27 protein-coding genes are annotated in these 26,726 nt (G+C 49.1%); 14 read left to right on the forward strand and 13 right to left on the reverse strand.

Annotated elements, in window-relative coordinates:
• Window positions 1-103: 103 nt before the first annotated feature.
• Window positions 104-316 (reverse strand): hypothetical protein, encoded by a 213-nt coding sequence (locus IQE94_RS16945; protein ID WP_223342375.1) that lies wholly within the window; start codon window positions 314-316, stop codon window positions 104-106.
• Window positions 317-599: 283 nt separating this feature from the next.
• Between IQE94_RS16945 and IQE94_RS16950 the strand changes: the two genes are divergently transcribed.
• The 7 genes from IQE94_RS16950 (at window position 600) to IQE94_RS16980 (ending at window position 5,437) form a co-directional block, all read left to right on the forward strand.
• On the forward strand, window positions 600-1,058 hold the full coding sequence (locus IQE94_RS16950) for an NfeD family protein (RefSeq protein WP_212719610.1): 459 nt from the start codon (window positions 600-602) through the stop codon (window positions 1,056-1,058).
• A 36-nt stretch (window positions 1,059-1,094) separates the two neighbouring features.
• Window positions 1,095-1,250, forward strand: a complete 156-nt coding sequence (locus tag IQE94_RS16955) for a hypothetical protein (RefSeq protein WP_223342376.1) — start codon at window positions 1,095-1,097, stop codon at window positions 1,248-1,250.
• Window positions 1,234-1,392: a BrnT family toxin gene (locus IQE94_RS16960; RefSeq protein WP_223342377.1), complete on the forward strand. Its 159-nt coding sequence runs from the start codon at window positions 1,234-1,236 to the stop codon at window positions 1,390-1,392. Before IQE94_RS16955 ends, IQE94_RS16960 begins: the two co-directional genes overlap by 17 nt.
• Window positions 1,382-1,666, forward strand: coding sequence for a hypothetical protein (locus IQE94_RS16965; protein ID WP_212719607.1), 285 nt, complete (start codon window positions 1,382-1,384; stop codon window positions 1,664-1,666). The genes IQE94_RS16960 and IQE94_RS16965 overlap by 11 nt, the downstream gene beginning before the upstream one ends.
• 68 nt (window positions 1,667-1,734) lie before the next feature.
• The gene (gene nadC / locus IQE94_RS16970; RefSeq protein ID WP_212719604.1) at window positions 1,735-2,589 is read left to right on the forward strand and encodes a carboxylating nicotinate-nucleotide diphosphorylase; all 855 of its coding nucleotides are present in this window, start codon (window positions 1,735-1,737) and stop codon (window positions 2,587-2,589) included.
• Window positions 2,590-2,716: 127 nt separating this feature from the next.
• Window positions 2,717-3,973 carry a hypothetical protein gene (locus IQE94_RS16975; RefSeq protein WP_212719601.1) on the forward strand — a complete coding sequence of 419 codons (1,257 nt, stop codon included), beginning with the start codon at window positions 2,717-2,719 and terminating at the stop codon, window positions 3,971-3,973.
• A gap of 84 nt (window positions 3,974-4,057) precedes the next feature.
• A complete protein-coding gene (locus IQE94_RS16980; RefSeq protein WP_212719598.1) occupies window positions 4,058-5,437 on the forward strand; it encodes a Mur ligase family protein in 1,380 nt (459 codons plus the stop codon).
• A gap of 50 nt (window positions 5,438-5,487) precedes the next feature.
• On the opposite strand, the gene IQE94_RS16985 is transcribed toward IQE94_RS16980, so the two are convergent.
• Window positions 5,488-6,141 (reverse strand): cobalt-precorrin-8X methylmutase, encoded by a 654-nt coding sequence (locus IQE94_RS16985; protein ID WP_223342378.1) that lies wholly within the window; start codon window positions 6,139-6,141, stop codon window positions 5,488-5,490.
• Window positions 6,138-7,712: a pitrilysin family protein gene (locus IQE94_RS16990; protein ID WP_223342379.1), complete on the reverse strand. Its 1,575-nt coding sequence runs from the start codon at window positions 7,710-7,712 to the stop codon at window positions 6,138-6,140. The genes IQE94_RS16985 and IQE94_RS16990 overlap by 4 nt, the downstream gene beginning before the upstream one ends.
• 156 nt (window positions 7,713-7,868) lie before the next feature.
• Here IQE94_RS16990 and zds point away from each other — a divergent pair, with 156 nt between their 5' ends.
• Both zds and IQE94_RS17000 read left to right on the forward strand, forming a co-directional pair.
• Entirely contained in the window at window positions 7,869-9,338 is a 1,470-nt protein-coding gene (gene zds, locus IQE94_RS16995; RefSeq protein WP_212719578.1) for a 9,9'-di-cis-zeta-carotene desaturase, read from the forward strand.
• A 15-nt stretch (window positions 9,339-9,353) separates the two neighbouring features.
• On the forward strand, window positions 9,354-9,797 hold the full coding sequence (locus IQE94_RS17000; RefSeq protein WP_194015279.1) for an SRPBCC family protein: 444 nt from the start codon (window positions 9,354-9,356) through the stop codon (window positions 9,795-9,797).
• 34 nt (window positions 9,798-9,831) lie between these two features.
• On the opposite strand, the gene IQE94_RS17005 is transcribed toward IQE94_RS17000, so the two are convergent.
• The gene (locus IQE94_RS17005) at window positions 9,832-10,527 is read right to left on the reverse strand and encodes a DUF4230 domain-containing protein (RefSeq protein WP_212719575.1); all 696 of its coding nucleotides are present in this window, start codon (window positions 10,525-10,527) and stop codon (window positions 9,832-9,834) included.
• Between the two features lie 428 nt (window positions 10,528-10,955).
• Here IQE94_RS17005 and kaiC point away from each other — a divergent pair, with 428 nt between their 5' ends.
• Together kaiC and IQE94_RS17015 are read left to right on the forward strand one after the other, a co-directional pair.
• Window positions 10,956-12,662, forward strand: coding sequence for a circadian clock protein KaiC (kaiC, locus tag IQE94_RS17010; RefSeq protein WP_223342380.1), 1,707 nt, complete (start codon window positions 10,956-10,958; stop codon window positions 12,660-12,662).
• Window positions 12,663-12,682: 20 nt separating this feature from the next.
• On the forward strand, window positions 12,683-13,000 hold the full coding sequence (locus tag IQE94_RS17015; RefSeq protein ID WP_223342381.1) for a circadian clock KaiB family protein: 318 nt from the start codon (window positions 12,683-12,685) through the stop codon (window positions 12,998-13,000).
• Between the two features lie 155 nt (window positions 13,001-13,155).
• On the opposite strand, the gene lepA is transcribed toward IQE94_RS17015, so the two are convergent.
• The 7 genes from lepA to IQE94_RS17050 all read right to left on the reverse strand — a co-directional run bounded on the left by lepA (window position 13,156) and on the right by IQE94_RS17050 (window position 22,030).
• Window positions 13,156-14,967 (reverse strand): translation elongation factor 4, encoded by a 1,812-nt coding sequence (gene lepA, locus IQE94_RS17020; protein WP_212719532.1) that lies wholly within the window; start codon window positions 14,965-14,967, stop codon window positions 13,156-13,158.
• A gap of 145 nt (window positions 14,968-15,112) precedes the next feature.
• Window positions 15,113-17,806, reverse strand: a complete 2,694-nt coding sequence (locus IQE94_RS17025) for a DNA polymerase III subunit alpha (protein WP_212719529.1) — start codon at window positions 17,804-17,806, stop codon at window positions 15,113-15,115.
• A 275-nt stretch (window positions 17,807-18,081) separates the two neighbouring features.
• Window positions 18,082-18,465, reverse strand: a complete 384-nt coding sequence (locus IQE94_RS17030; protein ID WP_212719527.1) for a hypothetical protein — start codon at window positions 18,463-18,465, stop codon at window positions 18,082-18,084.
• Between the two features lie 48 nt (window positions 18,466-18,513).
• Window positions 18,514-18,894, reverse strand: a complete 381-nt coding sequence (locus IQE94_RS17035) for a hypothetical protein (RefSeq protein ID WP_212719524.1) — start codon at window positions 18,892-18,894, stop codon at window positions 18,514-18,516.
• Between the two features lie 102 nt (window positions 18,895-18,996).
• The gene (locus IQE94_RS17040; protein ID WP_223342382.1) at window positions 18,997-19,977 is read right to left on the reverse strand and encodes an NAD(P)/FAD-dependent oxidoreductase; all 981 of its coding nucleotides are present in this window, start codon (window positions 19,975-19,977) and stop codon (window positions 18,997-18,999) included.
• A gap of 109 nt (window positions 19,978-20,086) precedes the next feature.
• The gene (locus IQE94_RS17045; RefSeq protein ID WP_223342383.1) at window positions 20,087-21,688 is read right to left on the reverse strand and encodes a serine/threonine-protein kinase; all 1,602 of its coding nucleotides are present in this window, start codon (window positions 21,686-21,688) and stop codon (window positions 20,087-20,089) included.
• A 33-nt stretch (window positions 21,689-21,721) separates the two neighbouring features.
• Window positions 21,722-22,030 (reverse strand): DUF3067 family protein, encoded by a 309-nt coding sequence (locus IQE94_RS17050; protein ID WP_010874344.1) that lies wholly within the window; start codon window positions 22,028-22,030, stop codon window positions 21,722-21,724.
• Between the two features lie 44 nt (window positions 22,031-22,074).
• Here IQE94_RS17050 and IQE94_RS17055 point away from each other — a divergent pair, with 44 nt between their 5' ends.
• Together IQE94_RS17055 and IQE94_RS17060 are read left to right on the forward strand one after the other, a co-directional pair.
• Complete coding sequence (locus IQE94_RS17055; protein ID WP_212719491.1) at window positions 22,075-23,058, forward strand: class I SAM-dependent methyltransferase; 984 nt, start codon at window positions 22,075-22,077, stop codon at window positions 23,056-23,058.
• Between the two features lie 35 nt (window positions 23,059-23,093).
• Entirely contained in the window at window positions 23,094-23,495 is a 402-nt protein-coding gene (locus IQE94_RS17060; RefSeq protein ID WP_223342384.1) for a hypothetical protein, read from the forward strand.
• Between the two features lie 167 nt (window positions 23,496-23,662).
• Here IQE94_RS17060 and purH read toward each other — a convergent pair whose 3' ends face one another.
• Window positions 23,663-25,198, reverse strand: coding sequence for a bifunctional phosphoribosylaminoimidazolecarboxamide formyltransferase/IMP cyclohydrolase (gene purH / locus IQE94_RS17065; protein WP_223342385.1), 1,536 nt, complete (start codon window positions 25,196-25,198; stop codon window positions 23,663-23,665).
• A gap of 58 nt (window positions 25,199-25,256) precedes the next feature.
• Window positions 25,257-26,084, reverse strand: coding sequence for a creatininase family protein (locus IQE94_RS17070; protein ID WP_212719482.1), 828 nt, complete (start codon window positions 26,082-26,084; stop codon window positions 25,257-25,259).
• Between the two features lie 141 nt (window positions 26,085-26,225).
• Here IQE94_RS17070 and IQE94_RS17075 point away from each other — a divergent pair, with 141 nt between their 5' ends.
• Window positions 26,226-26,723: a transcriptional repressor gene (locus tag IQE94_RS17075; RefSeq protein WP_190599169.1), complete on the forward strand. Its 498-nt coding sequence runs from the start codon at window positions 26,226-26,228 to the stop codon at window positions 26,721-26,723.
• The last annotated feature ends 3 nt before the right edge of the window (window positions 26,724-26,726 follow it).

Raw genomic sequence — 26,726 nt, forward strand, 5'->3', positions numbered from 1 at the left:
AGAAAAAAACCCCTGGGGCAGGGGAGGGAAGAAGACAATGGACTAGGGCACCAAAAGCCAAAATTACCGCAGTCATAGATGAACGAAAACTGAAGAGTAGTTCCTAGTAGGCTAGGGTTTCTAGGGTTTGACGAAGATAGTGACGTACTTGGGCGTCGAGCAGGAGAGGGGCCACAGTTTCTGTTTTAGACACCACAGCCTCGCCATTATCATCCTGCCAGCATTTGAAACCGGAGCTGTCAGCGATCGCCAATTTGAGACTGTTCCAAATGGCGGAATCAGAGTTAGAAGCAGATGCAAGGGTAGCAGTAGTCATATTTTTATATCTCGCAGTGGTGGTCAGGAAACAAAGAACGGGGTCCGACGTGACTTTGAGGTAACAGCTAAACACAGCTATGTTGTCGGCCTTAGCTCAACTACCTTCAGGTTAACCCAACTTTGGGGAGCTGGACTGTCAACTTAAGCACAATTGTAAAGAAAATTCAACAAACTTGCCATCACCGGGAATCAAAGGACTGGGTTAGGATTGGGGGAGAGGGGAGTATTTTCTCCCTAGTCACTGATTTTTCGGCTTCAACCGCAGGCCCAAGCTATTTCCTATGTCCCCTGTTTATCTTTGGATTGTAGCAGGCACCATACTCTGCCTTGTGGAAGTTATTTTCCCGGTGGATTTTGTCGCCGTTGTGATGGGATTAAGCGCTGTGGCTACCGCTGGGGTGGCCCTGCTGGTACCCGGCAGTTTTGCCCTCCAGTCCCTTTGTTGGCTGGGGTTATCGGTGTTGTCAATTATTTTACTGCGGCGCTTTCTCCCCCATCCTCGGCAGAAAAGTATTTTGCGGGATGCGGTGGAAGGCCAATGTTTAATGGCTATTTTACCGGGGGAAACCGGTCGAGTGCTCTATGAGGGCAACTCCTGGCGAGCGGAATGTCAGGATCCAGATGTGGCGATCGCCATTGATGAAAAGGTTTATGTGGTGGGGCGCAGTGGTAATACGCTATTGGTCTATCCGGCCAATGCTCTCCAAGGGCGATCGGACATCCAAGACCAGAATTTTTGATGAGAATTTAAGTCTGCCCTAACTAAAACATTGGCAATGGATGTCAACTTCTGCTTTAACGGCATTCAATTTATTTGGAATGATGAGAAAGCAAGAATTAACCCACTCAAACATGATGGAATTACTTTTGAGCAAGCCGTAGAAGCTTTCTTTGACCCTATGCTTGTGGTAGTTGATGTCAGTCGCAATTAATGAAGCAAGGGATTCTGTGATTGGCTTAGATCGACGTTGGAACTTGTTGTATGTTGTTTTCATTGAACGCGAGAATGACACTATAAGAATCATTTCAGCCCGCAAAGCGACACGTGAGGAGAGAAATCTTTATGAAGGCTGAGACATTAAAGAAGCGGGTAGACAAAAATCGTCCCATGACGACCATTACAGTCCGCATACCAGAAGACGTAATGGAAGATTTGAAGAGAGTTGCACCTTCCCTTGGCTTTTTTGGTCATCAACCTCTAGCAAGAGCTTATATTGGGCAAGGTTTACGGGCCGACTTGGAACTCTTAGAAAATGACACGGTGTTGGCGTTGATTGCTAGCCTGAAGCGCCATGGTGTCACTGAGCAATTAATTCAAGAAGCTTTGGTTGACATTGCCCAACGCTAGATTGGCCTTAATTTAGGGACAATGTTAAATAAATATTGGCGTGAATTTTGGTGATCAACCCAGCCCCCATGACCTGTTTACCCCCCTGGATAATTATTGACCCTTGGCTCCAGCAATGGTTGGCAGAGGACATTGGCCGGGGAGATTGGTCTACCCAGGGTCTTGGTTTACAGCATCGGGGCCAGGCCCGCTGGGTGGCGAAGGAAAATGGCGCGATGGCGGGATTACCCATGGCCGCTCGGATTTTTCAGCTTTTGGATCCCTCCATAGAGTTCCAAGTTTTAGTTGGGGAGGGGCAAACGGTAACGGCAGGCACTGTGGTGGCCACCATGGCCGGAGATTTGGGCAGTTTACTGACTGGGGAAAGGGTGGCCCTTAATTTGGTAATGGGTTTGAGCGGCATTGCCACTATGACCAGACAATACGTCCAGGCGATTGCCGACTATCCCACCCGTTTTGTGGACACTAGAAAAACCACCCCAGGCTTGAGGGTATTGGAAAAATATGCCAGTCGTTTGGGGGGAGCCATGAACCATCGCCTCGGCTTGGATGATGCTGTGATGGTCAAGGATAACCATATTCAAGCGGCGGGAAGCATTACTAAAGCAGTGCAGACCCTACGGCAAAATTTGCCCTATCCCCTGGCCATTGAGGTGGAAACCAGCAACTTGGGGGAAGTAGAAGAGGCGATCGCCGCCCAGGTGGAAATTATCATGCTGGATAACATGGACACTGAAACCATGGCCACTGCGGTCAAATTAATCCGCCAAGCCAATCCCCTCATTCGCATTGAAGCTTCCGGCAACGTTACCCTGGCCAATCTCACGGCGATCGCCAGCACTGGGGTGGACTTTATCTCCAGCAGTGCCCCCATCACCCGTTCCCCCTGGTTAGACTTGAGTATGCAAATTGTGCAAAATTGAGCAAATCTGGCTAATTTATGCCCAGCCTTGGAAACTTAAACCGGAGTCGAGCCATCTTCAATAGGCAGTGACGGCTTACCCCCGGCCCATAGCCATTGTCTTCTGCTTTCCCCCAGCCCTAAGTTTTATGAATAATTCCGATTTCTTGTCTTTTTTCCCTGAGCCTGACAATAATGGCACGGCGGACGTCAACGCCGAAGAACTGGCCCTACTATTCAATGGGATAAGCGGAGAGGTGCAGGCGCAGGCAAATCCCTCTGACCAGGAGCACTTGGGCACCATACTAGACGGCATCGAAATGTTAGAAGAAATGCTCGTGGAAACAGAAGTAGCTGGGGAAGCGGCCCTGCAGGAAATGACCCTCTTGGAGCAGGAAACGTCCGTTATGTTTGAGGGAGACGATTTGCAGTACGAAGAGGTGGACGACCACAACCCTGTGACCCTAATTCCACCCTTTCTTCGGGCCCATGAAGCCTTACAGGAGCAGGTTATTAGTCTGGGAAATCGTCTAGCTTCCACGGAACAGGAACTCCTGGGGCACCAGCGTCGGGCTTCCAGTGCCGAAAATTTAATTCAAGACCAGGCGATCTCCCTCACCCAGGCCCAAGAACAATTAGCCCATACGGTGGCGGAACTGCAAGTTTACCAAGAAGCTTGTAAGCAACAACAGTTACAGGTGGAAACCCTGACGGAACAATTGGCCGCCAGCCAGGATTTGATCATTGCCCAACAAAATCAGTTGCACAGTGGGGAGCATAGCAATAGCAGTAATACCAATGAGATAGAAATTCAAGGACTTCGCACCGAGGTTAATAGTTTGAAGGCGGAAAATGAACAATTAAAAGGGCAGATCGGCCGCCATGACTCGGAAGTAGCCCGCTTTGAGCAACAACTCCAGGAACTAAGTGCCCGTCTGCAACGGCAACAACGCTACACCCTCCAATATAAGTCTGCCCTAGAACAATACCTGGCCCAACCCGATCTGCTTCCCTCAGAGGATGTGGGTGAGGTGGTGGCCAAGGTGACGGCCCAGTCCAAGGAAGTGAAACCCTGGGCCAGCGTCGGTGATGTGTTAGCTTCATTCTCCAGTGTGAACAATGAACCGCCCAGTGCTCCTGTGGCCGACCTAACACCGGGCTTGGTAAACTTTTCCCCTTCCCCGGATAGAGAACCTGCTAACCGGCCATCGGTAAGCAAGAAGGAGCAAAAAGAGCAAAAGAATCAAGCAGAAGAAGTTCCTTGCTCCCCTCCCTTGGAGCCGGCTAAAACCGTTGCCCCCATCTCCGCCATTGACCGACTCAGTTTTGCAGTTAAGGAGCCAAAACCTTCCCGTCGCCCCATTGATTTACCCGGCTTTTTACCCCGCTCCACGCCGATGGGGTAATCTTCAGCGGTAATCTTGAACAAATACGGTAGAGATTGATTTTCTTACTGTTGCTTGGGGGCAGTTTATTTTTCTTAGATATTCATGAGTAATCTTTCGATCGCCGATGGGATACGCCTCGGTATTGCAGTGGGGGTGGCCAAGATTGTTACGGCCGTGGTTAAAGCTCTTCGGCTGGGGGCTGCCAGTGTGTTACCGGGGGAGATTGCCCGTCGTTTACATCCCAAGATGCTGGGGCTGTTAGCTCAACAAGTGTCCCAAGGGGTGATTTTAGTGGTGGGTACCAATGGCAAAACCACCACCTCATTGCTGTTACGGAAAATTTTGGTGGACCAGGGTTATCGGGTGACCCACAATGCCACCGGCGCCAACTTAATCAATGGTTTAATTACTGCTCTGCTGGCCGATGCCAACCTATTTGGGCGTTTATCCACCGATTTTGCCATTTTGGAAGTGGATGAAAATGTGCTTCCTTTGGTGCTAAAAGATTGTCAACCCAGGGCAATTTTGGCCTTGAATCTTTTCCGGGATCAACTAGACCGCTATGGGGAAGTGGATAGCATTAGTCAGCGCTGGCAAAAGGCGATCGCCTCCCTGGCGGAAGATACCATCATTGCTGTCAATGCCGATGATCCCACCCTTTCCCATCTGGGGCAAAAGTTGGCCCAACAGGTTTGTTACTTTGGCTTGAGCGAACCAGATTTATATCTGGAGGAAATTCCCCATGCGGTGGATTCCATTTACTGTCCCCAGTGCGGTACGTCCCTAGATTATCAAGGGGTTTACCTTTCTCATTTGGGGGATTTTCAATGTCCTAGCTGTGGATTTCACAAAAGCCAGCCTGCTTTCCATAGCAGTGAATGGCCGCAAATTCTCATCGGTGTTTATAACAAATACAACACCCTGGCCGCCGGTCTGGTAGCTCAACAGTTGGGCATCAACACAGAGAAAATTTTCAACAACATCCGCAGTTTCAAGGCGGCTTTTGGTCGGGCAGAGGAGTTAGACGTGGAGGGCAAACATGTCCGCATTCTCCTGTCAAAAAATCCGGTGGGCTTAAATGAAACTATTCGGGCCGTCAATGACCTTAAACTGCAGGGACAATGCTCCACTACCCTGTTGGTGCTCAATGACCGCATTGCCGATGGCACCGATGTTTCTTGGATTTGGGATGTGGATACGGAACCTCTGGTGGCTTCCGGGGGTACTTTTATTGTTAGTGGCGATCGCCTTTATGACATGGCCCTGCGTTTGCAATATAGCCAGGAAAATTTAGTGCAACCTAGCCAGGGTGAGGAGCCGTGGGATAGGCAGACCGCAAGGCTGATTTTGGAGGAGAATCTTGAAAAAGCGGTGCAAATTGCCTTGGAACTCACCCCGGCCGAAGAGACTCTCCATATTATCCCCACCTATACTGCCATGTTAGAAGTGCGGGGTATCCTAACGGGCCGAAAAATTCTCTAGGAGCCGGCTGGAAGCGTCCCCCTGGCCCCCCAATTATGGGGGGACTTTCTTCAGGTTTCTTGCCAGGCCAACATCAGTAACGCATTGATAATGCCAGCGGCCACAGGGGAACCGCCCTTATTGCCTTCCACCCTAATTTGGGGACAGGGCAAGGTAGATAACGCTTCTTTGGCTTCTAGCACCCCAATGAAGCCCACCGGCACTCCGATCACTAAGGCTGGTCTGGCCTCACCGACGGCGATCGCCTGAGAGAGGGTTAAAAGAGCGGTGGGAGCATTGCCAACAACGTAGATAGCTTCTGGAAATTGGGCAATACAGTGGTCCATGCCAGTTTCAGTGAGGGTTTTGCCAGGGGCGGCTGTGGGGGCAAAATCAATCGCCGTTTGGATGGGGTTCTGGAAAGTGCGTTGCACTAAACCTTGAATGCCCTGTTTGACCATATTCACATCCACCACAATGGTCTGACCATTCCGTAAACTCTCCATCCCCCTGGTGATCGCCCGATTGGCCAGCAAATCTGGATCAAATTCAGCCTTGGCTAAAGCCGGGGTAAAACGGATCAGGTGGAGAAAATCAAAGTCGGCGGTGCTGTGGATCACCCGACGAGCAATGGCATATTCCTGGCCAGAAAGATTATGGCCCCCCACAGAACGGTCGATATGGGCAAAGCTTGCCAGCAAAATTGGATGCTCTAAGGGAATCATGGGTTTGTAGATTCCGGCAAAATTCGACCGATGGTACTGTTCTCCGGGCGGAAAGTTTCTTGGGCCACCCGTTGAATGTCCTCCGGAGTCACAGCGGCGATCGCCCCTAGCTGGGCAAAGAGATTGCGCCAATCCCCCGTGCGGACGTTATATTTCACTAACAGTTGGGCCATGCCCATATTGGAATTAAGGGATTGCAGAGCAGAAATTTGCAGTAAATTTTGGGCCCGTTCCAGTTCTTCCTGGGTCACAGGCTCCGTTTTTAGCCGTTCAATTTCCCCATGTAACGCTTGGCTAAGTTCATCTAAACTGCGACCGGGGACACTCTGGGCATAGAACATTAACAGGTTGGGAAATTTATCGGCCGGAAAACCGTTAAAACCTTGGGCCATCAACGCCAACTGTTGTTCCTCCACCAAGGATTGATATAAACGGGAAGTGCGGCCACTGCTGAGAATAGTCGTCATCACATCAAACACCGCACTATCGGGGTCATCAAAGGCCGGGCTGTGGTAACCCTCGAAATACCATGGCTGGGAAGGTAGGGTTAAATTAATTTCCTTCTGCTGTGTCTGGGGGGGCTCCACCACCGTTACCTGGGGCGTAGGGGGGCGCTTGGGGAAACGACCAAAATATTTCTGCGCCAAATTTTTCACTTGGTCAGCCTTCACATCCCCCACTACCGCAATGGTCATATTGCCAGGGGTGTAATATTTTTCGTAAAAATCCGTCACATCTTGGCGGGAAAGGTTGCGGATATCCTCGTCATAGCCAATCACCGGGCGACGGTAGGGATGTTTAGTAAAAGCCGTGTCTAAAAATTCCTCTACCATTTGCCCCACCGGGTTATTTTCCGTACGCATGCGCCGCTCTTCTAGAATTACCTCCTGTTCCTGGTAAAATTCCCGAAATACTGGTTCCAAAAACCGCTCCGACTCTAAGGACATCCACAGTTCCAATTTGTTGGCCGGCAAACTGTAGAAATAAAACGTGGCATCGGCACTGGTGGCTGCATTTAAGCCCACTCCCCCGGCCATCTGGATGATTTGCCCAAATTCATTCTGTTGGACTAAGCTCTGGGCCTGTTGTTGGATTTGCTCAAATTTCTGTTGTAACTTTTCCTCCGTCGTTTTATCTCCCTTGGCCCTGGCCTGGGTGATTTGTCCAAACACTTCGTCCAATTGGTCTAGTAGCTTTTGTTCCTGGGCAAAATCCTTGGTGCCAATGCGTTCTGTGCCCTTAAAAGCCATGTGCTCCAGAAAGTGGGCCACGCCGGTTTTTCCCACCGGTTCATCCACTCCCCCCACATCAAAATAGGTGTAAAAGGAGACCACTGGAGCCTCATTATTCTCCATAACGATAAATTTCAAACCATTATCCAGTTGAAACTCCGTTACCCGCTCGATCGCCTGGTCGAGGTAGGGTTTGAGGGTTTGGCTATTTCTTTCCCTAACGAGGCTGAGGTCAGCGGCGATCGCCTGGGTGGGCAACAGCAAAGGACTGTGCAGAGCTAACAGTAACACCAGGGCACAAAGGGAATGGGGCAAGGAACTCAAGACCGGCAGGGGCATGGGGAGCAATAAACTATGAACGCAAACTACTTCTACCCATCACTTTAGACTATCGCGGCGGAGAACTTGGGCGCTTGCCGGGAGGGTTTAAGGAAGATTAAAATTTGTAACAGTGCTAATTTATCTGGCAAAGTTCAATCATAGGGTGAAGCCGAAATGCGTGTTGCAATTGTAGGAGCGGGATTGGCGGGGATGGCCACCGCAGTGGAATTGGTGGATGCGGGCCACGAAGTTGAACTTTACGAAGCCAGGAGTTTCATCGGCGGCAAAGTGGGCAGTTGGGTGGACGGCGACGGCAACCACATCGAAATGGGCTTGCATGTCTTTTTCGGCTGTTACTACAATCTTTTCAACTTGATGGAAAAGGTGGGGGCTAAGCAAAATTTGCGGCTCAAGCAACATACCCACACCTTCATTAACCAAGGAGGACGCATTGGCGAATTGGATTTTCGCTTCTTCACCGGCGCTCCATTCAATGGCTTAAAGGCATTTTTCACCACTTCCCAACTGGATACCCAGGATAAAATTGCCAACTCCATTGCCCTGGCCACCAGTCCCATTGTGCGGGGCTTAGTGGACTTTGACGGCGCCATGAAAACCATCCGGGATTTAGACAGGATTAGCTTTGCAGAATGGTTCCTCAGCAAAGGGGGTAACGAAGGTAGTTTGAAAAAAATGTGGGACCCGATCGCCTATGCATTGGGTTTTATCGACACGGAAAACATTTCCGCCCGGTGCATGCTGACCATTTTCCAACTGTTTGCCGCCCGTACGGAAGCTTCGGTGTTGCGGATGTTGGAAGGCTCACCCCAGGAATATTTGCATAAACCCATTCAGGAATATTTGGAAAAACGGGGGGCCAAGTTTTACACCAGGCATCGAGTCAAGGAAATTCACACCAAGGTATTTGACGGAGAAACTAAAGTAACCGGCTTAGTGATCAACGATGGCTCTGACACCAAAACCGTAATCGCCGATGCCTATGTGGCCGCCTGTGACGTGCCGGGCATTAAAAACCTGTTGCCGGAAAGCTGGCGTACCCAATGGGACTTTTTCAACAAAATTTACTACCTGGATACTGTTCCCGTGGCCACAGTGCAACTGCGCTTTGACGGCTGGGTAACGGAAATGAATGACCCCGCTAAACGCAAACAGCTAGAACAAGCCTTTGGCTTGGACAACCTGCTCTATACCAGCGATGCCGAATTTTCCTGTTTTGCCGATTTGGCCCTCACTAGTCCCGCTGATTATCACCGACCCGGGGAAGGTTCCCTCCTGCAACTAGTGCTTACCCCCGGTGATCCCTTCATGAAAGAGTCCAACGAGGCGATCGCCTATCGGGTACTGAAACAGGTTAAAGCTCTGTTCCCTTCGGCGGCGGATTTGAACATGACTTGGTACAGCGTGGTTAAATTAGCCCAATCCCTATACCGGGAATCTCCGGGCATGGATCTTTTCCGCCCCAGCCAAACAACCCCCATCGCCAACTTCTTTTTAGCTGGCAGCTACACCCAACAGGATTACATCGATAGTATGGAGGGGGCCACCCTTTCCGGTCGCCAGGCCGCCCAGGCCGTTTTGGCTAACCAAGCCCGTTTACAAATCCCTGTCCCTTCCCCCCAATAATTTTTCTGAAATCCCATGGCTAATTGGCTAGAACATAGTGTGCAGGTGGAAGTGGATGCTCCCATTGAATTGGTGTGGCAACTGTGGTCTGACCTGGAGCAGATGCCCCGCTGGATGAAATGGATCGATTCTGTCAAAGTACTTGAGGATAATCCCGACCTTTCCCGCTGGAAGCTGGCCAGTGGTAGTTTGGAGTTCACCTGGTTATCACGAATTACTAAATTAATTTCCCAGCAAATTATCCAATGGGAATCAGTGGACGGTTTACCCAATCGGGGCGCTGTGCGCTTTTACGATCGCCAAGGGAAAAGTATTGTCCGCCTCACCATTGCCTATAACGTACCAGGCTGGTTGGCATTGCTAATGGATAATCTCTTCCTCGGTCGGGTGGTGGAATCTACCATCCAAGCAGACTTGGAACGCTTCCGGGAATACATCAATAAGTTACAGGCTTCCTGAGCTAAGTTTAATCTTTATCTTTGGACCTGATATTTTAGGATGAAGTAGATGGGGCACAAATACCGGGAATACTAGTTTTGATTTCTACTTCTGTGTAGCCTGTTCCCCTAAGTAGGCCACCCACGGCAATTTCTGCTTGTTCATTGGCCTGGTCTAAAATGCCTTGGTCACAGGCAGCAGCGGTGATTTTAGCCAGGGTTTGTCGTTGGGCTAAACTTTGTAACTCCGGAGCGGTGTCGGGGCCCAAATTAAGAAATCCCCGGTCATACTGGTAGATACGGGAGCGTTCCACGTCAATTTTTTGGTCTAGGATTTTGGGCGCAGGCAGGGTAACAATCAGCTTTCCACTCTTTTGTTCAATGTTTTGTTCACTTAACTGTTCCAGGTCGATGCCGGCCCGAACCTCCCCATAACCGATATAGAGCAAATCGGTACGCCCCAGGGTGAAATTGCCCCATTGCCGTTCCTGACTGGTGGGTATCACCGTTTCCATGGCAAAAATAGTGGTGCTTAATTCACTGACCGCCCGGATTTGTTGCACCACGAGGGTAGAAATTTCCCCTTTGGCTTCACTATTGCCGATGCGGAGCCAAGGGCTAATGGTACGCAATCCCTGGCCAATGAACATAACGGCGATCGCCATGGTTAGAACTATGCCCCCAGCCCCTAGAAGGGGAAGCCACTGAAAATTTTTGCGGGCTGGTTGTAAAGAAGATAGTTTTTCGGCCATGGTGCAAGGAATCTTTGAAGAAGGAATAACTTAATTGTAGTAGCTGGGGATCGCTATTTTAATGAATACTATTGCCGTGGCTGTATGGGACAATGGGAGCATCTCCATCGTCGTCTAGCTCGTAAATTAAACCAAACAAGGGAGTGGGTTAAATTCCGCAATCCTTGGTTAGGGACTTGCTGGTGTTGGAGTTAATCTTTAGTTCGGCCGTTAACGGTGATTGGAGTAGCCATGCCCACGGCGTAGTCATTGGTCAACCTAGGCAGGGTATTGCCAATATTCTGAGGACAAAATTACGACATAGATTTAAACGCCATTGCTTAATGCTTGCAAGCAAATTTAATAATTTCCAAAAATTTAAAGATTAATTTTCATTAGCATTATTCCTATTAATTGATAAATTAATTTTACTTGGTTTCATAAAAATTATGACAGATAGCAGTCAGAGTCTGACCCTAATTAAGTGCCCCACTGGAATCCAAGGTTTTGATGAAATTACCAACGGTGGTTTACCCCAGGGACGGCCAACCCTCATTTGTGGCTCAGCCGGTTGTGGTAAAACTCTGTTTGGAGTGGAATTTTTAGTGCGGGGAGTAGTGGAATATGGAGAGCCAGGGGTTTTAGTTTCCTTTGAAGAAAGTTCCAAAGAAATCATTCAAAATGTGGCTTCTTTAGGTTGGGATTTACAGGATTTAGTTGCCAAGGAAAAAATTTTTATTGATCACATTTACGTTGAAGCTAGCGAAATTGAAGAAACGGGAGAATATGACCTAGAAGCCCTCTTTATTCGGTTGGGTTACGCCATTAATAAAATTGGTGCAAAACGGGTCTTGTTAGATACAATTGAAGTCCTTTTTTCTGGTTTAAATAATGCCAATATTGTCCGAGCAGAATTACGACGTTTATTCCGTTGGTTAAAAGAAAAGGGCGTTACTGTCATCATCACTGGTGAAAGAGGCGACAAGAATTTAACCAGGCAAGGCTTGGAAGAGTATGTGTCTGATTGTGTTATCAAACTTGATCAAAAAACAGTAGAAGAAGTTGCCACCAGAACTATTCAAGTGGTCAAATATCGAGGCTCACGCCATAGCAATAATGAATATCCTTTTTTAATTGAAGAAAATGGTATTTCAGTGTTGCCCATCACCTCCCTTGTGCTTAATCACACTGTTTCCCAAGAGCGAATTTCCACAGGCATTCCCCAGTTAGATGAAATGTTTGGCGGGCAAGGTTATTACCGGGGTAGTAGTATTTTAGCAACGGGCAAGGCTGGCACCGGAAAAACTACCCTGGCGGCATTTTTTGCCCAAGCCACTTGTCTGAGGGGAGAACGGTGTTTGTATCTCGCAACGGAAGAATCCCCCCAACAAATTTGCCGTAATTTACGATCCATCGGTTTGGATTTATCTCCCTATTTGGAAAGTGAACTACTACAATTTGATGCTATTCGCCCCACTAATTACAATTTGGAAATGCGACTCTTTAAGATCCATAGTTGGATCAAGAATTTTAAACCGAGTTTAGTAATTGTGGATCCCATGAGTAATTTGATTACGAGTGGAAGCTTAAATCAAGCAAAAAATTTTTTTATGCGCTTAATTGATTACTTAAAAAGCCAACAAATTACCGTTTTTTTAACTGATTTGACTGGAGGAAATGTGGACTATGATAATGAACAAACAGAGATTGGAGTGTCCTCTTTAATGGATACCTGGCTGGAGCTGCAGACCCTGAAAGTAAATGGAGAACGAAATCGCATTCTCTATATTTTGAAATCCAGGGGAATGGTCCACTCCAACCAAGTGCGGGAATTCATTCTGAGCAGTGATGGAGTAGATTTAATCGAAGCTTATATTGGCGAAGGGCAGGTGCTAACAGGTACCCAAAGGATTAATCAGATGCTACAAGAAGAGGTGATCGCCAAAAAGCACCAACAGACCCTTGGTTTGAAAAAACGCAATTTTGAGCGAAAAAAATATTTACTACAAGCCGAGATCGATGCCCTGCAAATGCAATTAAATAGCCAAGATGAAGAACTAGAACTATTAGCGTTAGAAGAAGAAGAAACTAAGCGAGCGATTTTAGCCAATCGTAATCTGATCCAAAAATCTCGTCACATTCACCAGACCCTCTGAGGACTAAGGAGCCGTCCACTATGACAAATTCAAACGATTCACTTGATAATCAAAACCCAGAGATTTGGCAAATGCGCCTGTACGTAGCGGGACAAACCCCCAAATCCCTCACCGCTTTTGCGAATTTAAAAAAGATTTGTGAGGAATATTTAAACGGCAAATACCAAATTGAAATCATCGATTTGACCCAACACCCCGAGTTGGCGATCGAGGACAGCATCCTTGCGTTGCCTACTTTGGTGAGAAAGTTGCCCGAACCGATCAAGAAAATTATTGGTGATTTATCCAACACGGAAAAAGTATTAGTGGGGCTACAAATTTTTTCTGGCATGGATTAAAAATTTGGAATTTTTAGGTTATCAAAATCTGGAATGACATCATACCGAGGTCTCCCCCTGAAAAAAGAATGAGCGCCACATTACAAAACCATATTTAGACAAATGTTTTCCCTGGTCTACCCCAGGCGATCGCCAATGGTAGGTAGGACTGGAAACTATTGGGCATCTAGCTTCAACACAGCCATAAAAGCTTCCTGGGGCACATCCACCGTCCCGATCGCCTTCATGCGTTTTTTACCTTTGGCTTGTTTTTGTAACAGCTTTTTCTTACGGGAAATATCGCCGCCGTAGCACTTAGCCAACACATCTTTCCGTAGGGCAGGAATATGCTCACTGGCAATGACCTTGGCCCCGATCGCCGCTTGGATGGGTACTTTGAATTGATGGCGGGGAATTAATTCTTTTAACTTACTAACCATGGCCCGCCCCACATAATAGGCCTTATCCCGGTGGACAATCATGGCCAGGGCGTCCACCCCATCCCCATTCACTAAAATATCCAATTTAACTAAGGGATTTTCCCGGTAGCCAATTAATTGATATTCCATGCTGGCATAGCCCTTGGTGCGGGATTTAAGCTGATCAAAAAAGTCTGTCACCACCTCCGCCAGGGGTAATTCATAGATCAATGCGGTACGGGTTTGGGTGAAAAATTTCATATCCTTGAATACCCCCCGCCGACTTTGACAAAGCTCCATCAAAGTACCCACATAGGTTTCCGGGGTAATCATTTCCACCTTGATGAACGGTTCTTCCACCTTCAATCGTTTTTGAATGGGGGGCAATAGACTGGGATTATCCACCTCAATCACTTCCTCCTCGGTGGTGGTGACTCGGTAAATTACCGACGGGGCAGTGGTGATCAAATCCAGGTTATATTCCCGTTCCAACCGTTCTTGGACAATTTCCATGTGCAGTAAACCAAGAAATCCGCAACGGAAGCCAAAACCCATGGCGCTGGATGTTTCCGGTTCATAGGACAGGGCCGCATCATTGAGTTTTAACTTTTCCAACGCATCCTTTAAATCGGGATACTGATCCGCATCAATGGGGAATAACCCACAAAAAACCATGGGGTTGGCTTCGGTATAGCCCGGTAAGGGTGCCGCCGCCGGACTGTTGGCCATGGTAATGGTGTCCCCTACCCTGGCATCGGCCACCGCCTTAATGGCCGCCGCAAAATAGCCCACTTCTCCGGCGTGTAGTGCTTCCACCTGCACCTGGGTGGGGGATAAAACCCCCAATTCATCAATGACATATTCCTTATCAGAGGCCATTAGGCGCACCTTATCGCCCTTTTTAACCTGACCGTCCATCACCCGGAAATAGACTATTACCCCCCGATAAGCATCGTAATAACTGTCAAAAATTAAGGCCCGCAGGGGTTGGTCCACTGTATCGGCCGGCGGAGGAACCTGTTGGACGATCGCCTCGAGGATGTCGTTCACCCCAATGCCTGCCTTGGCGGAAGCTTGGATGATATCAGTGCAATCTAGCCCCACCACTTCTTCGATTTCCGCCGCTACCCGGTCTGGCTCTGCACTGGGCAAATCAATTTTGTTTAACACCGGAATAATTTCCAGGTTATTGTCCAACGCCAGGTAAACGTTGGCTAAGGTTTGGGCTTCCACCCCCTGGGACGCATCCACCACCAGCAACGCCCCTTCACAGGCGGCCAGGGACCGGGACACTTCGTAGGAAAAGTCCACATGGCCCGGGGTGTCGATGAGATTCAGCACGTAATCCTGGCCGTCCTTCGCTTTGTAATTCATGCGGGCGGCTTGGAGCTTGATGGTGATGCCCCGCTCCCGTTCTAAATCCATATTGTCCAGGAACTGCTCCTTCATTTCCCGTTGTTGCACCGTATCTGTCACCTGCAACAGGCGATCGGCCAAGGTAGATTTACCGTGGTCAATGTGGGCAATGATGGAAAAATTGCGAATGCGGCTAACGGGGACGTCGGTCATGGGGGCAGGACAATGGGAGTGTGATCAATTAAATCGCCTTCACATTGTAATCCCTTCCTCGGTTAGAATTGCGGACTCCATCCTTGCAGTAATTTCGCATCGGGCATTTGTGCTTCAAATAGGGACGCAGTTTCGTACAGAATATTTATGTGATTCTCCCAGCGTTAAGCAATGGAGAGGGAAGACCATGACTGTCAAGGGCTTCTTCAGTTTGCTCAACATTGGCCAAAGTTAGCAAGTCCAGTTGCTTGGCAAAAATTTCTTCGATCGCCAACAGTTGATAATCGGTGGTTAAAAAGCGGTGATCAGGGGTGGCTCGGATCACAGAACCATCGGCTAATTCATATTCAAACACTTCCTGCTCTCCCCGGTCATGCCATTGGGCGATCGCCTGGGTGTAAACTCTCCCCTCCGAATCAACGCTATACACAGAGCAATTAATTTCCTGCTCGACAATTTGGCCGATTGGTAAAGGCCCATATTCCACCGTTAAAATTTCGGTATCAAAGCTGAGGCAATATTCTGCAAACTTAACCATCTGGTCAAATAAGTTTTCCGCCGTGCGGGAAGGTACTCCGTTTTTAGCAGAGCCATCAACAAATTTAGCCCGATGTTTTTGCATTTCTTCAGCTTTCTTTTTGCCCATAGCCCGCCGCAATAAATCCGCTTCCCCTAGGGAATATCCCGCTAAATCTTGGGCCATTTTCATGATCTGTTCTTGGTACACGAGCACCCCATAGGTCTCGTTAAGAATGGGTTCCAAAAGTTTATGTTGATAGGAAATTTCTTCCCGGCCGTGTTTACGGTTAATAAAAATAGGAATTAACCCCGCATCCAATGGCCCAGGACGGTACAAAGCCAAAATAGATGAAATATCCTCAATGCCGGAAGGTTTTAGATCCCGCACAATCTGTTTCATTCCCTGGGATTCCAATTGAAAAATGCCTTCTAAATCCCCTGCTTCTAATAATTTGTGGGTATTTTTAACGTCATCGGGTAACTTTTTTAAACCGGTGCGGGCACGAATTTGTAAGGCTTTTCGTTCCTGTAAGGGTAAGTCATCTAAATCTAATTGGACGCCCTTAGTTTCTGCTACTAACTCCACTGCTCGCTGTAGGGTAGTTAGATTTTTCAAGCCCAAAAAATCCATTTTCAACAGACCCATGGCTTCTACATCTTCCATGTAATACTGGGTAATTACAGCTCCATCATTATTTTTTTGCAACGGTACAATTTGATCCAATGGTTCGGAAGAAATTACTACCCCAGCCGCATGGACACCAAAGGTTTTGTTAGTTCCTTCAATGCGAATGGCCATATCGATCCATTTTTTTACCCAAGGTTCGTTATCATAGCGGGCTTTAAATTGGGGCTCAGGGGTTTGATCGGAAATCATCACCTTTAATTTAGCCGGTTTACCCCGGGAAACAGGGATCATTTTCGCCATTTTGTCCGATTCTGCATAGGGAATATCCAGCACCCTAGCCACGTCCTTGAGCACTGCTTTGGAAGTCATGCGGTTAAAAGTAATAATTTGGGCAACTTTATCTTCCCCATACTTTTGGGTCACATACTCAATCATTTCATCTCGGCGATCAATGCAAAAATCCGTATCCACATCGGGCATCGATTTTCGTTCTGGGTTCAGGAAACGTTCAAAAATTAGTCCATGATGTACCGGGTCAATGTTGGTAATTTTCATGCAATAGGCCACCAAAGAACCCGCCGCTGACCCCCGTCCTGGCCCCACAGGAATACCATGGTCTCGGGCATATTTAATGTAATCCCAGACCACCAGAAAATAGGTACAAAAACCCATTTTTTCTAGCATTCTTAATTCATATTCCAAACGCTCTTTATACGCCGCAGGAATGTCAGCCCTTTCGCGACATTTCAACCGTTCCAACAGACCATCCCAAGCAATGTCTTCCACATAGGTTTCGGGGGTATGGTTGGGGGGAATGGGATAATGGGGGATGCGGGGTTCCCCTAAAATGCTGTAGGCTTCAATTTTGTCGGCCACTTCCACTGTGTTGGCGATCGCCGTTTCGATGATATCGTCCGGTAAATGATCCCGAAAGAGCAAACGCATTTCCTCAGCGGATTTAAGATATTCTGTGCCGCTGTAACGTAATCTTTTTTCTTCAGTAATTAACTTACCGGTTTGAATACAAAGGAGGGCGTCATGGGCTTCCACATCGTTGCAAGAAATAAAATGGGAATCGTTAGTGGCAACAATTTTAATATCTAATTCCTGGGCAATTTTGACCAAGTTAATGTTAACTAAGCGGTCTTCCACAGAACCGTGGTCTTGGATTTCTAAATAGTAGTCATCGCCAAATAAATCTTTATACCATTTGGCTACTTTTCTGGCTTGGTCTAAATCGCCTTTTAAAATGGCCTGGGGCACTTCTCCTCCCAGGCAAGCACTGGTAACTATCAACCCTTCCTTGTATTGCTCTAGCAACTCTTTATTAATGCAAGGACGGGCAAAAATGCCGCTACCCTGGATTCCTTTCAAGTTAGAAATGGTGGTGAGTTTAACTAAATTTCTGTAACCCTGATTATTTTTTGCTAAAACTACTTGGTGGAAACGGCGGTGACGCTTATTAATTTCAATGTCACCATTAATCACATACATTTCGTTGCCGATGATGGGTTTAATCGGTTTGCCCCGGCAGACTTTCAGCAACTCCACCGCCCCATACATCACCCCATGATCCGTCAAGGCGATCGCCGGCATCCCCAACTCAATGGCCCGGTCAATCAGGGCGGGTAATTGGGAAGCCCCATCCAGGAGGCTATAGTCACTGTGGATATGGAGACCGACGAAGGACATGGCTAGAAATATAACAATAGACCCCCATGATAAACCTTTTACAATGGGAACCATCGCCGGAATGCTTAATTAAGCTCATTCAAGGGCAAGAATATTGTTAAGATTTCCTCGATTATATTCTGAAGTAATATACAAAAAAATATCTCATTTTATGTCAACCCTACTTACCGACCCCCATTTAAAACGTAGACAAATTTTCCTTTCCTTAATTAAAAAAAAGGGTTAAACCTGGTACTGGTAGTAGCCTCATTTTTTCAAATATTAAGGCTAACTTCCTATTGGGGCACCACCAGCATTTGTTCCAATTGGTGAAACAGTTCGGGATTCCTTTGTAAATAATCGATGATGCCGGCCCCTTGGCGAGCCATCTCATTCATCAGCCCTGGCATGGCTTGGATTTCTTGAATGAGGGTGGGATTATTCCTCAATATTTGCTCCATGGTTTTAACCACCAAGTCCGGATTTTCCCGCAACAATTGCTCTGCCTGTTGAACCAATTGGGGATTTTGCTCCAGTTGCCGTTGCACTTCGTTGAGGTTGATCGCCTGGGCCTGGAGCGTGGGGATATTAAGTTGAATCGTTGGCCCCGGATCTCCAGCTTCCACGGGAAAAATGGCCAGAGCGAGGGTTAAACCACCGGAAACAAGGGAGGAGAACATGGAACTTGGGAAACGGTGAAAAAGCTTCCCCAATTCTAGCTTGAGTGATTAGTGATTGCTGTGATCCATGGGTTGCTCCATGGGCTTTTCCATCACAGGCATGTCCTGGGCTGGCACTGCTCCATGACCCTTACCCCCTTTGTGGCCACCAAAATAGGACATACTTACGTCGCCAAAAGCTACCATTCCCATGGTGACAAATCCAGCGGCGATCGCCCCCATGCCCACCATGCCGACGGAAATTACCCCCATCGGAACAATGCCAATGGCCACTACCCCCATGGGAGCCACCCCCACCGCCACATAACCCGTTGGAGTGATGCCAAAGGAAAACAGGCGGGCTTGGTACCATTTACGGGAAGGGTCAACATTGCCGCAATCCATAGACTGATTGTCCTTTGGCGGCTTGGTTTCAAGGGGACTTTCCATAGGGAGGGGGAACTCAGTAAATTACTTCTAAAAGAATGTTCCCCATCCTAGGCAAAGTATTGGCCAAGGGTCAAAAGACAGCCTGTCAAACTTGCTTTTTGATTAATGAATCCATTTGCGGGGTTCACTGGCCCGGCGGATATTGCGCCAAATTTGGGTAGCGGCCAGGGTGCCATCGGCCACTGCCACGGACACCTGATTTAAGCCCTTTTTCAAATCTCCCAGGGCAAAAATGCGCGGATGGCTAGTTTGGGCCATGTCATTGGTAACCAAATTTTCCCCGTCCCATTCCAGGCCCTCTATACCCTTAAGGTAATGGTTGTGGTACACAGAACCCATATTGATCAAACCTGTTGTCGCTTCCACCACAGTGCCATCCACCAATTGCACCCCGCTCATTTTGTGGTCCTCCCCTAAAAACTTGGCGATCGCCGCTTCGTAGAGGGGATAACCATGGTCTGCTAACTTGGCTTTCATTTCATCACTGACAGTGCAAAGTCCGTGGGTCAACACGGAAATATAGGGGGTAAACCAATTCAAAACAAAGGCGGCATTAATTTGCCCTTCGGTACCCGCAATCAAGACAGCCTTTTGATCCCACATATCAAAGCCGTCACAAATCATGCAAACATGCAGGGTATAACCAGCATAGTCATAGACATTTTGCATATTTTCCAACTGGGGCAGATTGTCGATAATGCCCGTGGCGGCGATCACATATCTAGCCCGAAAAATTGGGTACTGACTATCTTTTTTGCCCACCTTCACCTTTACTGCGAGGTTATCTCCCTCATCGGTCACATCTTCCACATAACCCCGCAACAAATCTGCGCCCCAGTGAAGAGCTTGTTGGGTGCTGTGGGTGATAATGTCCCGCCCTGGGGTATCAGGGTCTAGCCCCACATAGTTGCGTAAATCTTGCATCCAGAAGGATCGGCCCCGCCCTTTTTCCACCACCAGACATTTCAGACCATAGCGGGCTAGATATATGGCCGCAGACAGCCCCCCCATGCCTCCCCCTAAAACGATGGCATCGTAAACCGTGTCGAGACGGGCATCTATGTTTTTGCTGGATAATTTCATGGGGCGTCTCCTCGGCTTAATGTTGGCTAATTATTGACAGAGTGAACGAAACGACGGACATGGAGCTAGGTTTTCGCTCGCCCATAGTTTCCATTTTTAGTATAAATCCCTAATTTTGCTCGGGGTCGATGGGCTTTTCCGCCGCTGGGGGGGCCGGCAGGTTGGGCTGAGTCCCGGTACTGGGATTTTCCGGTGGGGGGATCACTGGCACCGTATTGCCGGGCTGGGGAGTGGGGGCAATCTGGGGAGGAGTGGTCGGCTTGGGGGTGGGAGAAGGACTGGGTTTTGGTGTAGGAGCAGGGGTAACGGGAATAGAAATAGTTGGTGATGGTTGGGGGCTAATGGTAGGGGATGGACTAGGCTTGGGCTCGGGTATGGGGGCAGGATTGTCCAAACTAGGTTCCGGCTCCATGGGAGTCAGTTTATCTTCTGTCGGAGTTGGAGTCGGTTCTGGGGTGAGACTGGGAGTTGGCTCCGGGCTGGGGGTTGCTGGAGTGGGAATAGGGCTAGGGGTTTCAAATAAATTGGGTCTGGGTTCCAAAGAGGGCAGTGGAATGGGAGTTTCCTCTGTGGGTTCTTCCACCGCTGGAGGAGGATTATTGCGCCGTTGACTGGTTACCCAAAACCCCGCCGCCATGCCACCGCCAATAACTAGCAGTACGACAAGGGGCATAACAACCCATTTCATCAGTGGTGAACCCTCCTGGGTTTCGGTATATCCAGTAAATTCCTGACTGTAAACTTTAGTGGCTTGGGTGTCGTTGGCATTGTAGGGGGTGCCCACCACTAGGGTTGGGGCAGTGGGTTGGTGGCTAGGTTTGGCCTTGCCATTGGCAACGGTATTTCCCTGGCGATCGCCTTTGGTCATGGGCACAGTACTAAAATTGCCCTGGAGGGCCTGGGCCATGGCGGTAGCGGAACTAAATCTTTCCCTGGGATGGTAGCGCACTGCCTGGTCTATGACCTTAGCCAGGGTAGGGCTGACTTGGGGCGCTCCCTGTCGCCAAAGAATTTCTCCAGTGCGACTGTCACTGGTCAAATATTGGGGGGTTTTACCCGTAAGCAAAAAAATAGCCGTTAGGCCCAAACTGTACAGATCGCTGGAAAAAACGGGCCGTCCAGCGGCTTGCTCTGAAGCCATGTAACCGGGGGTACCCAACGCCACGGAATAGGCACTGCGGCCATCGGGATTGACCAATGTGCCCATGGTTTCTTTAATAATGCCAAAATCAATCAAAATTGGCTTACCATCGGTTTCCCGCAGGATAATATTGTCGGGCTTGATATCCCGGTGGATAATGCGCCGTTGATGGATAAACTGCAACACCGGCAAAATGCCTAGTAGCAATTCCTCCACCGCTGTGCTGGAAAAATTCCCCCTTTGGACATGGGCTTGGGTGAGGGTCAGCCCAGGAATCCACTCCTGCACAAGGTAGAAATCTTCCCCTTCACTGAAATAGGCATATAGTTGGGGAATCTGTCCATGGTTCTCTCCCAATTCTTCTAAGATGGCCGCTTCTCGGTGGAATCTGTCCCTTAACCATGAAGGAATTTCCGGATTTTCCAGCACCGGCTTCAGGTGTTTGATCACACACTTCCGGGCCGAGGGCATGTGGGTATCCCGGGCTAAAAAAGTTTCCCCAAACCCCCCTCTTCCTAGGGTTTCAATAATTCGGTAGCGATTGTTGAGTAGCTTTAGTGGGGTAACCATAGCAATGCCCTATGCTCCTAGCTTGTCCAGCTTTCAAATAAACCATTCTGCGGCCCTGGCCCCAAGTTCCAGGGGAATACTAACTGCTTTACCTAGGCGGGGTTTTTCTTTGGTTTGGGCGATGAACTGTTGCACCTGTTCCCCCCCTCCCCAGGCCTGGAGATACTGGGCGATCGCCTCTAGGTTAGCGAAATAATCCTCTTCGGAGAGGGGAAAGGAGGCCTGTTCGAGGTACCGCCACATAATCTGTAGAAAAATGCGGTCTTTGATGCGTCGCAATTGCACATCGAAGGAATAACCCCATTTGTCCACAATCAACTGGTGTAACTGTTTACCGGTCATGGCTCAACACCGAAATTGCCCTAGGCGATCGCCGCTTGATGCCCATGCCTAGACAGGTTTGGATTTTTCAGCGACAATTTTCCCTAGTCCCATTAAAGCATTCCATGACTGTCAGCACCGCCACCCCTGCCCCCACTGCCATGAGTCATGTCGTCAATGGCCTATTGGCCGTCAAGCCCCTGTGGAACGTGGCCAAATGGCAAGCCCGCTCCATGATGATCAAGCGGGCGGAGCGACTCGGCATCCCCTGGCGGGAGACGGTGAAACAATACCAACAGCAGGATTGGCAAGGGGATTGGGGATCAGTCGTTAACCAAGACCTCACCTATCCCGACTATTACAACGCCTCTTTCCATGGCTATGACCAGGGCCACATGTGTTGGGATGCGGCTTTTGAATTTGAAGTGGCCGCCAATGCGGTTCATTCCAGTCTTTATCCAGAAGCAGGGGCCCAGGGGGACGCTCAGTTACGGCGTAGTTACCACGATGTTTTACTGGCTCAATTGCCCCAGGCTCCCCAAACCATTCTTGATTTGCATTGCACTGTGGGCCTGAGTAGCTTCACTTTGCAAGCCTGTTACCCGAAAGCGGCATTAACCGGGTTGGACTTTTCCCCCTACTACGTCACCCTTGCCCATCATCATGGCCAGGAAAAAGGAGCCGACATTAATTGGGTGCATGCTCTACCGGAAGCCACTGGACTACAGGCTCAAAGTTTTGACCTAGTTTCCGCTTTTCTGCTGTTCCACGAAATGCCCCAGGAACCCACCCGGCGCATTTTTCGCGAAGCCCGGCGCTTAGTAAAAACCGGCGGCCATTTCACTTTTATGGATATGAATCCCCGCTCCCAGGCTTATCTGACCATGCCGGCCCATATTATGACCCTGCTGAAAAGCACAGAACCTTTTATGGACCAGTATTTTGCTTTGGATGTGGAGCAGGAATTATTGGAAGCCGGTTTTGACCAGGTAAGTATTCAGTCCAATAGTCCCCGGCACCGCACTGTCATCGCTTCCGTACAACCTTAGTGGCCATTTCTGACTTTGACCCGTCGTAACTTGCTATGGAAGAAACTTTTGTCGCACCGAACGGAGATAGTGATAGCAATTTTGGCTTAGCCCTGGCCGCCCTGACCCAGGCTTTGCAAAAACTGCAAACCCGTTACGATGAGGTTCAATCCCAGAGAGCCAAGCAACAACAAATTCAGGAATATCGTGCCGATGTGGAAACCAGGCTCCAGGGGGAAGCCCAGGCGGAATTGGAGCAGGAATTGGCCCGTATTCGCTCGGAGTTGGAGGCTTTGTCCCTGGAATTGGAGAGTGAATTATTGACCGATCGCCAGTTGCAAAAAATGTTTTGGGATGGTCTACGGCGGGGCTTGATGGGGGATGTGTTTTGGCAAATAATCCGCTTTGGTGGCCTGGGTTTGATACTGGGTTGGGCCCTAAAAAGTTGGGTTGGGTAAACAATCTGTCAAGAATTGAGGCTAGCATCGGCCAAGTCCGGGAAAGTTTTGCTAAGGGTGAATTGTGTCTCCCAATGAAGTCGCTGAGTCTCGAGGGTTCTAGGGTTTGTCTTGGTTTCCCCTAACTTCAAAGTCGTTGTGAAGCTAGGGGACTTTTCAAACACAGTCTAGTGGAGGAAATGGCGTAGGCCAGTGAAAATCATCACTAAGCCCAATTCGTTGGCCGCTTGGATGGAATCCTGATCCCGCATAGAACCTCCTGGTTGGATGATTGTGGTAATGCCCGCCGCCGCGGCGGTGCGGACAGAATCGTCAAAGGGAAAGAAGGCATCACTGGCCAGGCAAGCTCCCTGGGCTTCTGATCCCGCTTGTTTCAGGGCAATTTCCACAGAGCCAACTCGGTTCATTTGCCCTGCTCCCACCCCCAGGGTAGTTTTATTTTTGGTAATGGTGATGGCGTTGGATTTAACGTGTTTGCACACTTTCCAGGCAAAGGCCAATTCCGCCAACTCTGCCGCACTGGGTTGTTTTTCCGTCACCACCTGCCAGGTACTGGGATCTTCCCGTTCATCGTCCGATGATTGTACTAAAAATCCTCCGGCGATCGCCTTAATAGTTTGACTGGGGCCGGTGGCCAGATCGGGGAGAATTAAGACCCGCAAATTATTTTTCTTCGCTAAGATTTCCCTGGCTTCAGCATTACAACTGGGGGCGACAATACATTCCAAAAAGGTTTTGACCATTGCCGCCGCCGTTGGGCCGTCCAGGGGTTGATTCAGGGCCACAATGCCCCCAAACGCGGAGGTGGCATCGGCATCAAAAGCCTTTTGATATGCTCCTACCAAGGTGGGAGCCAAGGCCACGCCACAGGGATTGGTATGTTTTAAAATCACCGCCGCCGGTTCACTGGAGTCAAATTCGTTAATGATGCGCCGGGCCGCTTCCAAATCCACCAAATTGTTATAGCTCAGTTCTTTGCCCTGGAGTTTCTCGGCCTTAGCCCACCCCGTCGCCTCTCGTCCTGTTTGATACCAGCCAGCACTCTGGTGGGGATTTTCCCCGTACCGCAACGGCTGGCGCAATGTACCACTAATGCCGAATCTGGCCGCCCCATCCCCAGCTAAACTGCTGAAATAATTGGCGATCGCCTGGTCGTAGGCATTGGTGAGGGCAAAGGCTTCTCCGGCAAATTGTTGGCGCAAAGCTAAGGGAATTTCCCCCTGTTCTCGCAAAGTAGTCAAATAAGCTTCGTACTGGCTGGGGTTGGTGAGGACGGTGGTATGGGCAAAATTTTTGGCGGTGGCTCGAATCATAGCAGGGCCACCGATGTCAATCTGTTCCACCGCTTCGGCCACCGTTACCCCCGATTTAGCAATGGTCTGCTCAAAAGGATAAAGATTAACCACCACCAAATCCAAAGGACGAATATCGTTGGCTTGTAAATCCGCCTGGTCGCTGGCTAAATCTCGCCGGGCCAAAATGCCCCCATGGATGCGGGGATGCAATGTTTTCACCCGACCGCCCAAAATTTCCGGTGCCCCAGTGTAATCACTCACCTTAGTGACAGGAACCCCGGCTTCTTGGAGGGTTTTGGCGGTACCACCACTACTGATCAGGTCAAACTGAAATTCATTCACTAGCCGTTGGGCCAGTTCCACAATGCCACTTTTGTCGGACACACTCAGCAGGGCTAAACGGGCCATTGCCTTCTCCTCTTGGTAATTTTTCCGTCCCCCATTATCCCCCAGGAGTTGGTCTCCCTTAACCTTTTCTGTTTCTGTTCAGACTAGGGGGTTGGAAGTGATACACCGCCTCGATCGCCTGACGACAACCATCGGCCAGACAATCCAACAAAACTTCCCCTTTCTCTTTGGTGGCTACAGTGGCATCCCCCATCACCCCACTGCAACTCACTTCCTTAGTTAGCCAAGCAAAGGGCAAACTTCCTTCCATGCTCAACAGTTCACCGTCGGCGGGAATCCCCTGGGGAAATTCTTTTACTAAGCGATCTTCTCGCACAAGCTCCGGCCAGATGGCCATCATCAAGCTGGTTTCCCCATCCCCCGCATGGATGCCGTGGGCCATCTCCTTGGGAGTAAGCAAATCCGCCGCACAATGGGGCATGCGCCAAGTAAAGAAAGGGAAAATTTGCAAATCTGGGTAAGTTTGATGCAGATCCCGAGCCGCAATTTCCAACACCTGAATCTGACCGCCGTGGGAGTTGAGCAAAATCCATTTCCGGAAGCCCGATTGATACAAACTAGCCGCCACTTCCTTAAGAATAGCCAACAAAGTTTCTGCACTGAGGGTAATGACCCCAGGGAAACCAATATGTTCGTTGGACTTGCCATAGTACAAAGTTGGGAGGACATAGGCCGGAATTTCTGCCCCCAAAGTTTGCAGAGCCTTACCCAAAACCCCCTCCGAAATGGCCGCATCCACCACCAATGGCAAATGGGGGCCGTGCTGTTCAATGGAACCCAGGGGCTGAATAATAATGGTTTTATCCTTATCCGGCAGAGCCTCAATGTCCGTCCAAGTCAGGTATGCAAAATAACGCTGGGGAGGAATGACGGCGGAATGTAACATGGTCAGACTTTTAGAAGGGGAAACATAAATGAAACTTTTTATGGGATCTATTCTCAATAAGATTCCACTATTGCAACTACCGAGGCTAGCGACTATGATGGATCCCATCGCCCAGACTGCTTCTAAGCGCCCCCATAGAACATGTCCTACACCGCCGATTCCCTCAAAGCCGAACTCAATGCCCGTGGCTGGCGACTGACTCCCCAGCGGGAAAAAATCCTCAATATTTTTCAAAATCTACCAGAAGGGGAACACCTCAGTGCCGAGGAGTTACACCACCGTCTGGAAGAAGAAAAGGAAAAGATTAGCCTTTCCACAGTTTATCGCAGTGTTAAGTTGATGTCCCGCATGGGCATTCTGCGGGAGTTGGAATTGGCGGAGGGGCACAAGCACTACGAACTACAACAAGCTTCGCCCCATCACCATCACCATGTGGTCTGTGTGCAATGTAACCGCACCATTGAATTTAAGAACGATTCCATCCTCAAGCAGAGTTTGAAGCAGTGCGAAAAAGAGGGCTTTCAGTTGATTGATTGTCAGTTAACCGTTACCACCATCTGTCCCGAAGCCATTCGCATGGGTTGGCCTTCCACTTTGCCCAGCAATTGGGCTTGCACCCGCAGTATTTCCCTAGCCTAGGGC

The organism is Synechocystis sp. PCC 7339, assembly GCF_019924095.1.
Lineage (GTDB): Bacteria > Cyanobacteriota > Cyanobacteriia > Cyanobacteriales > Microcystaceae > Synechocystis.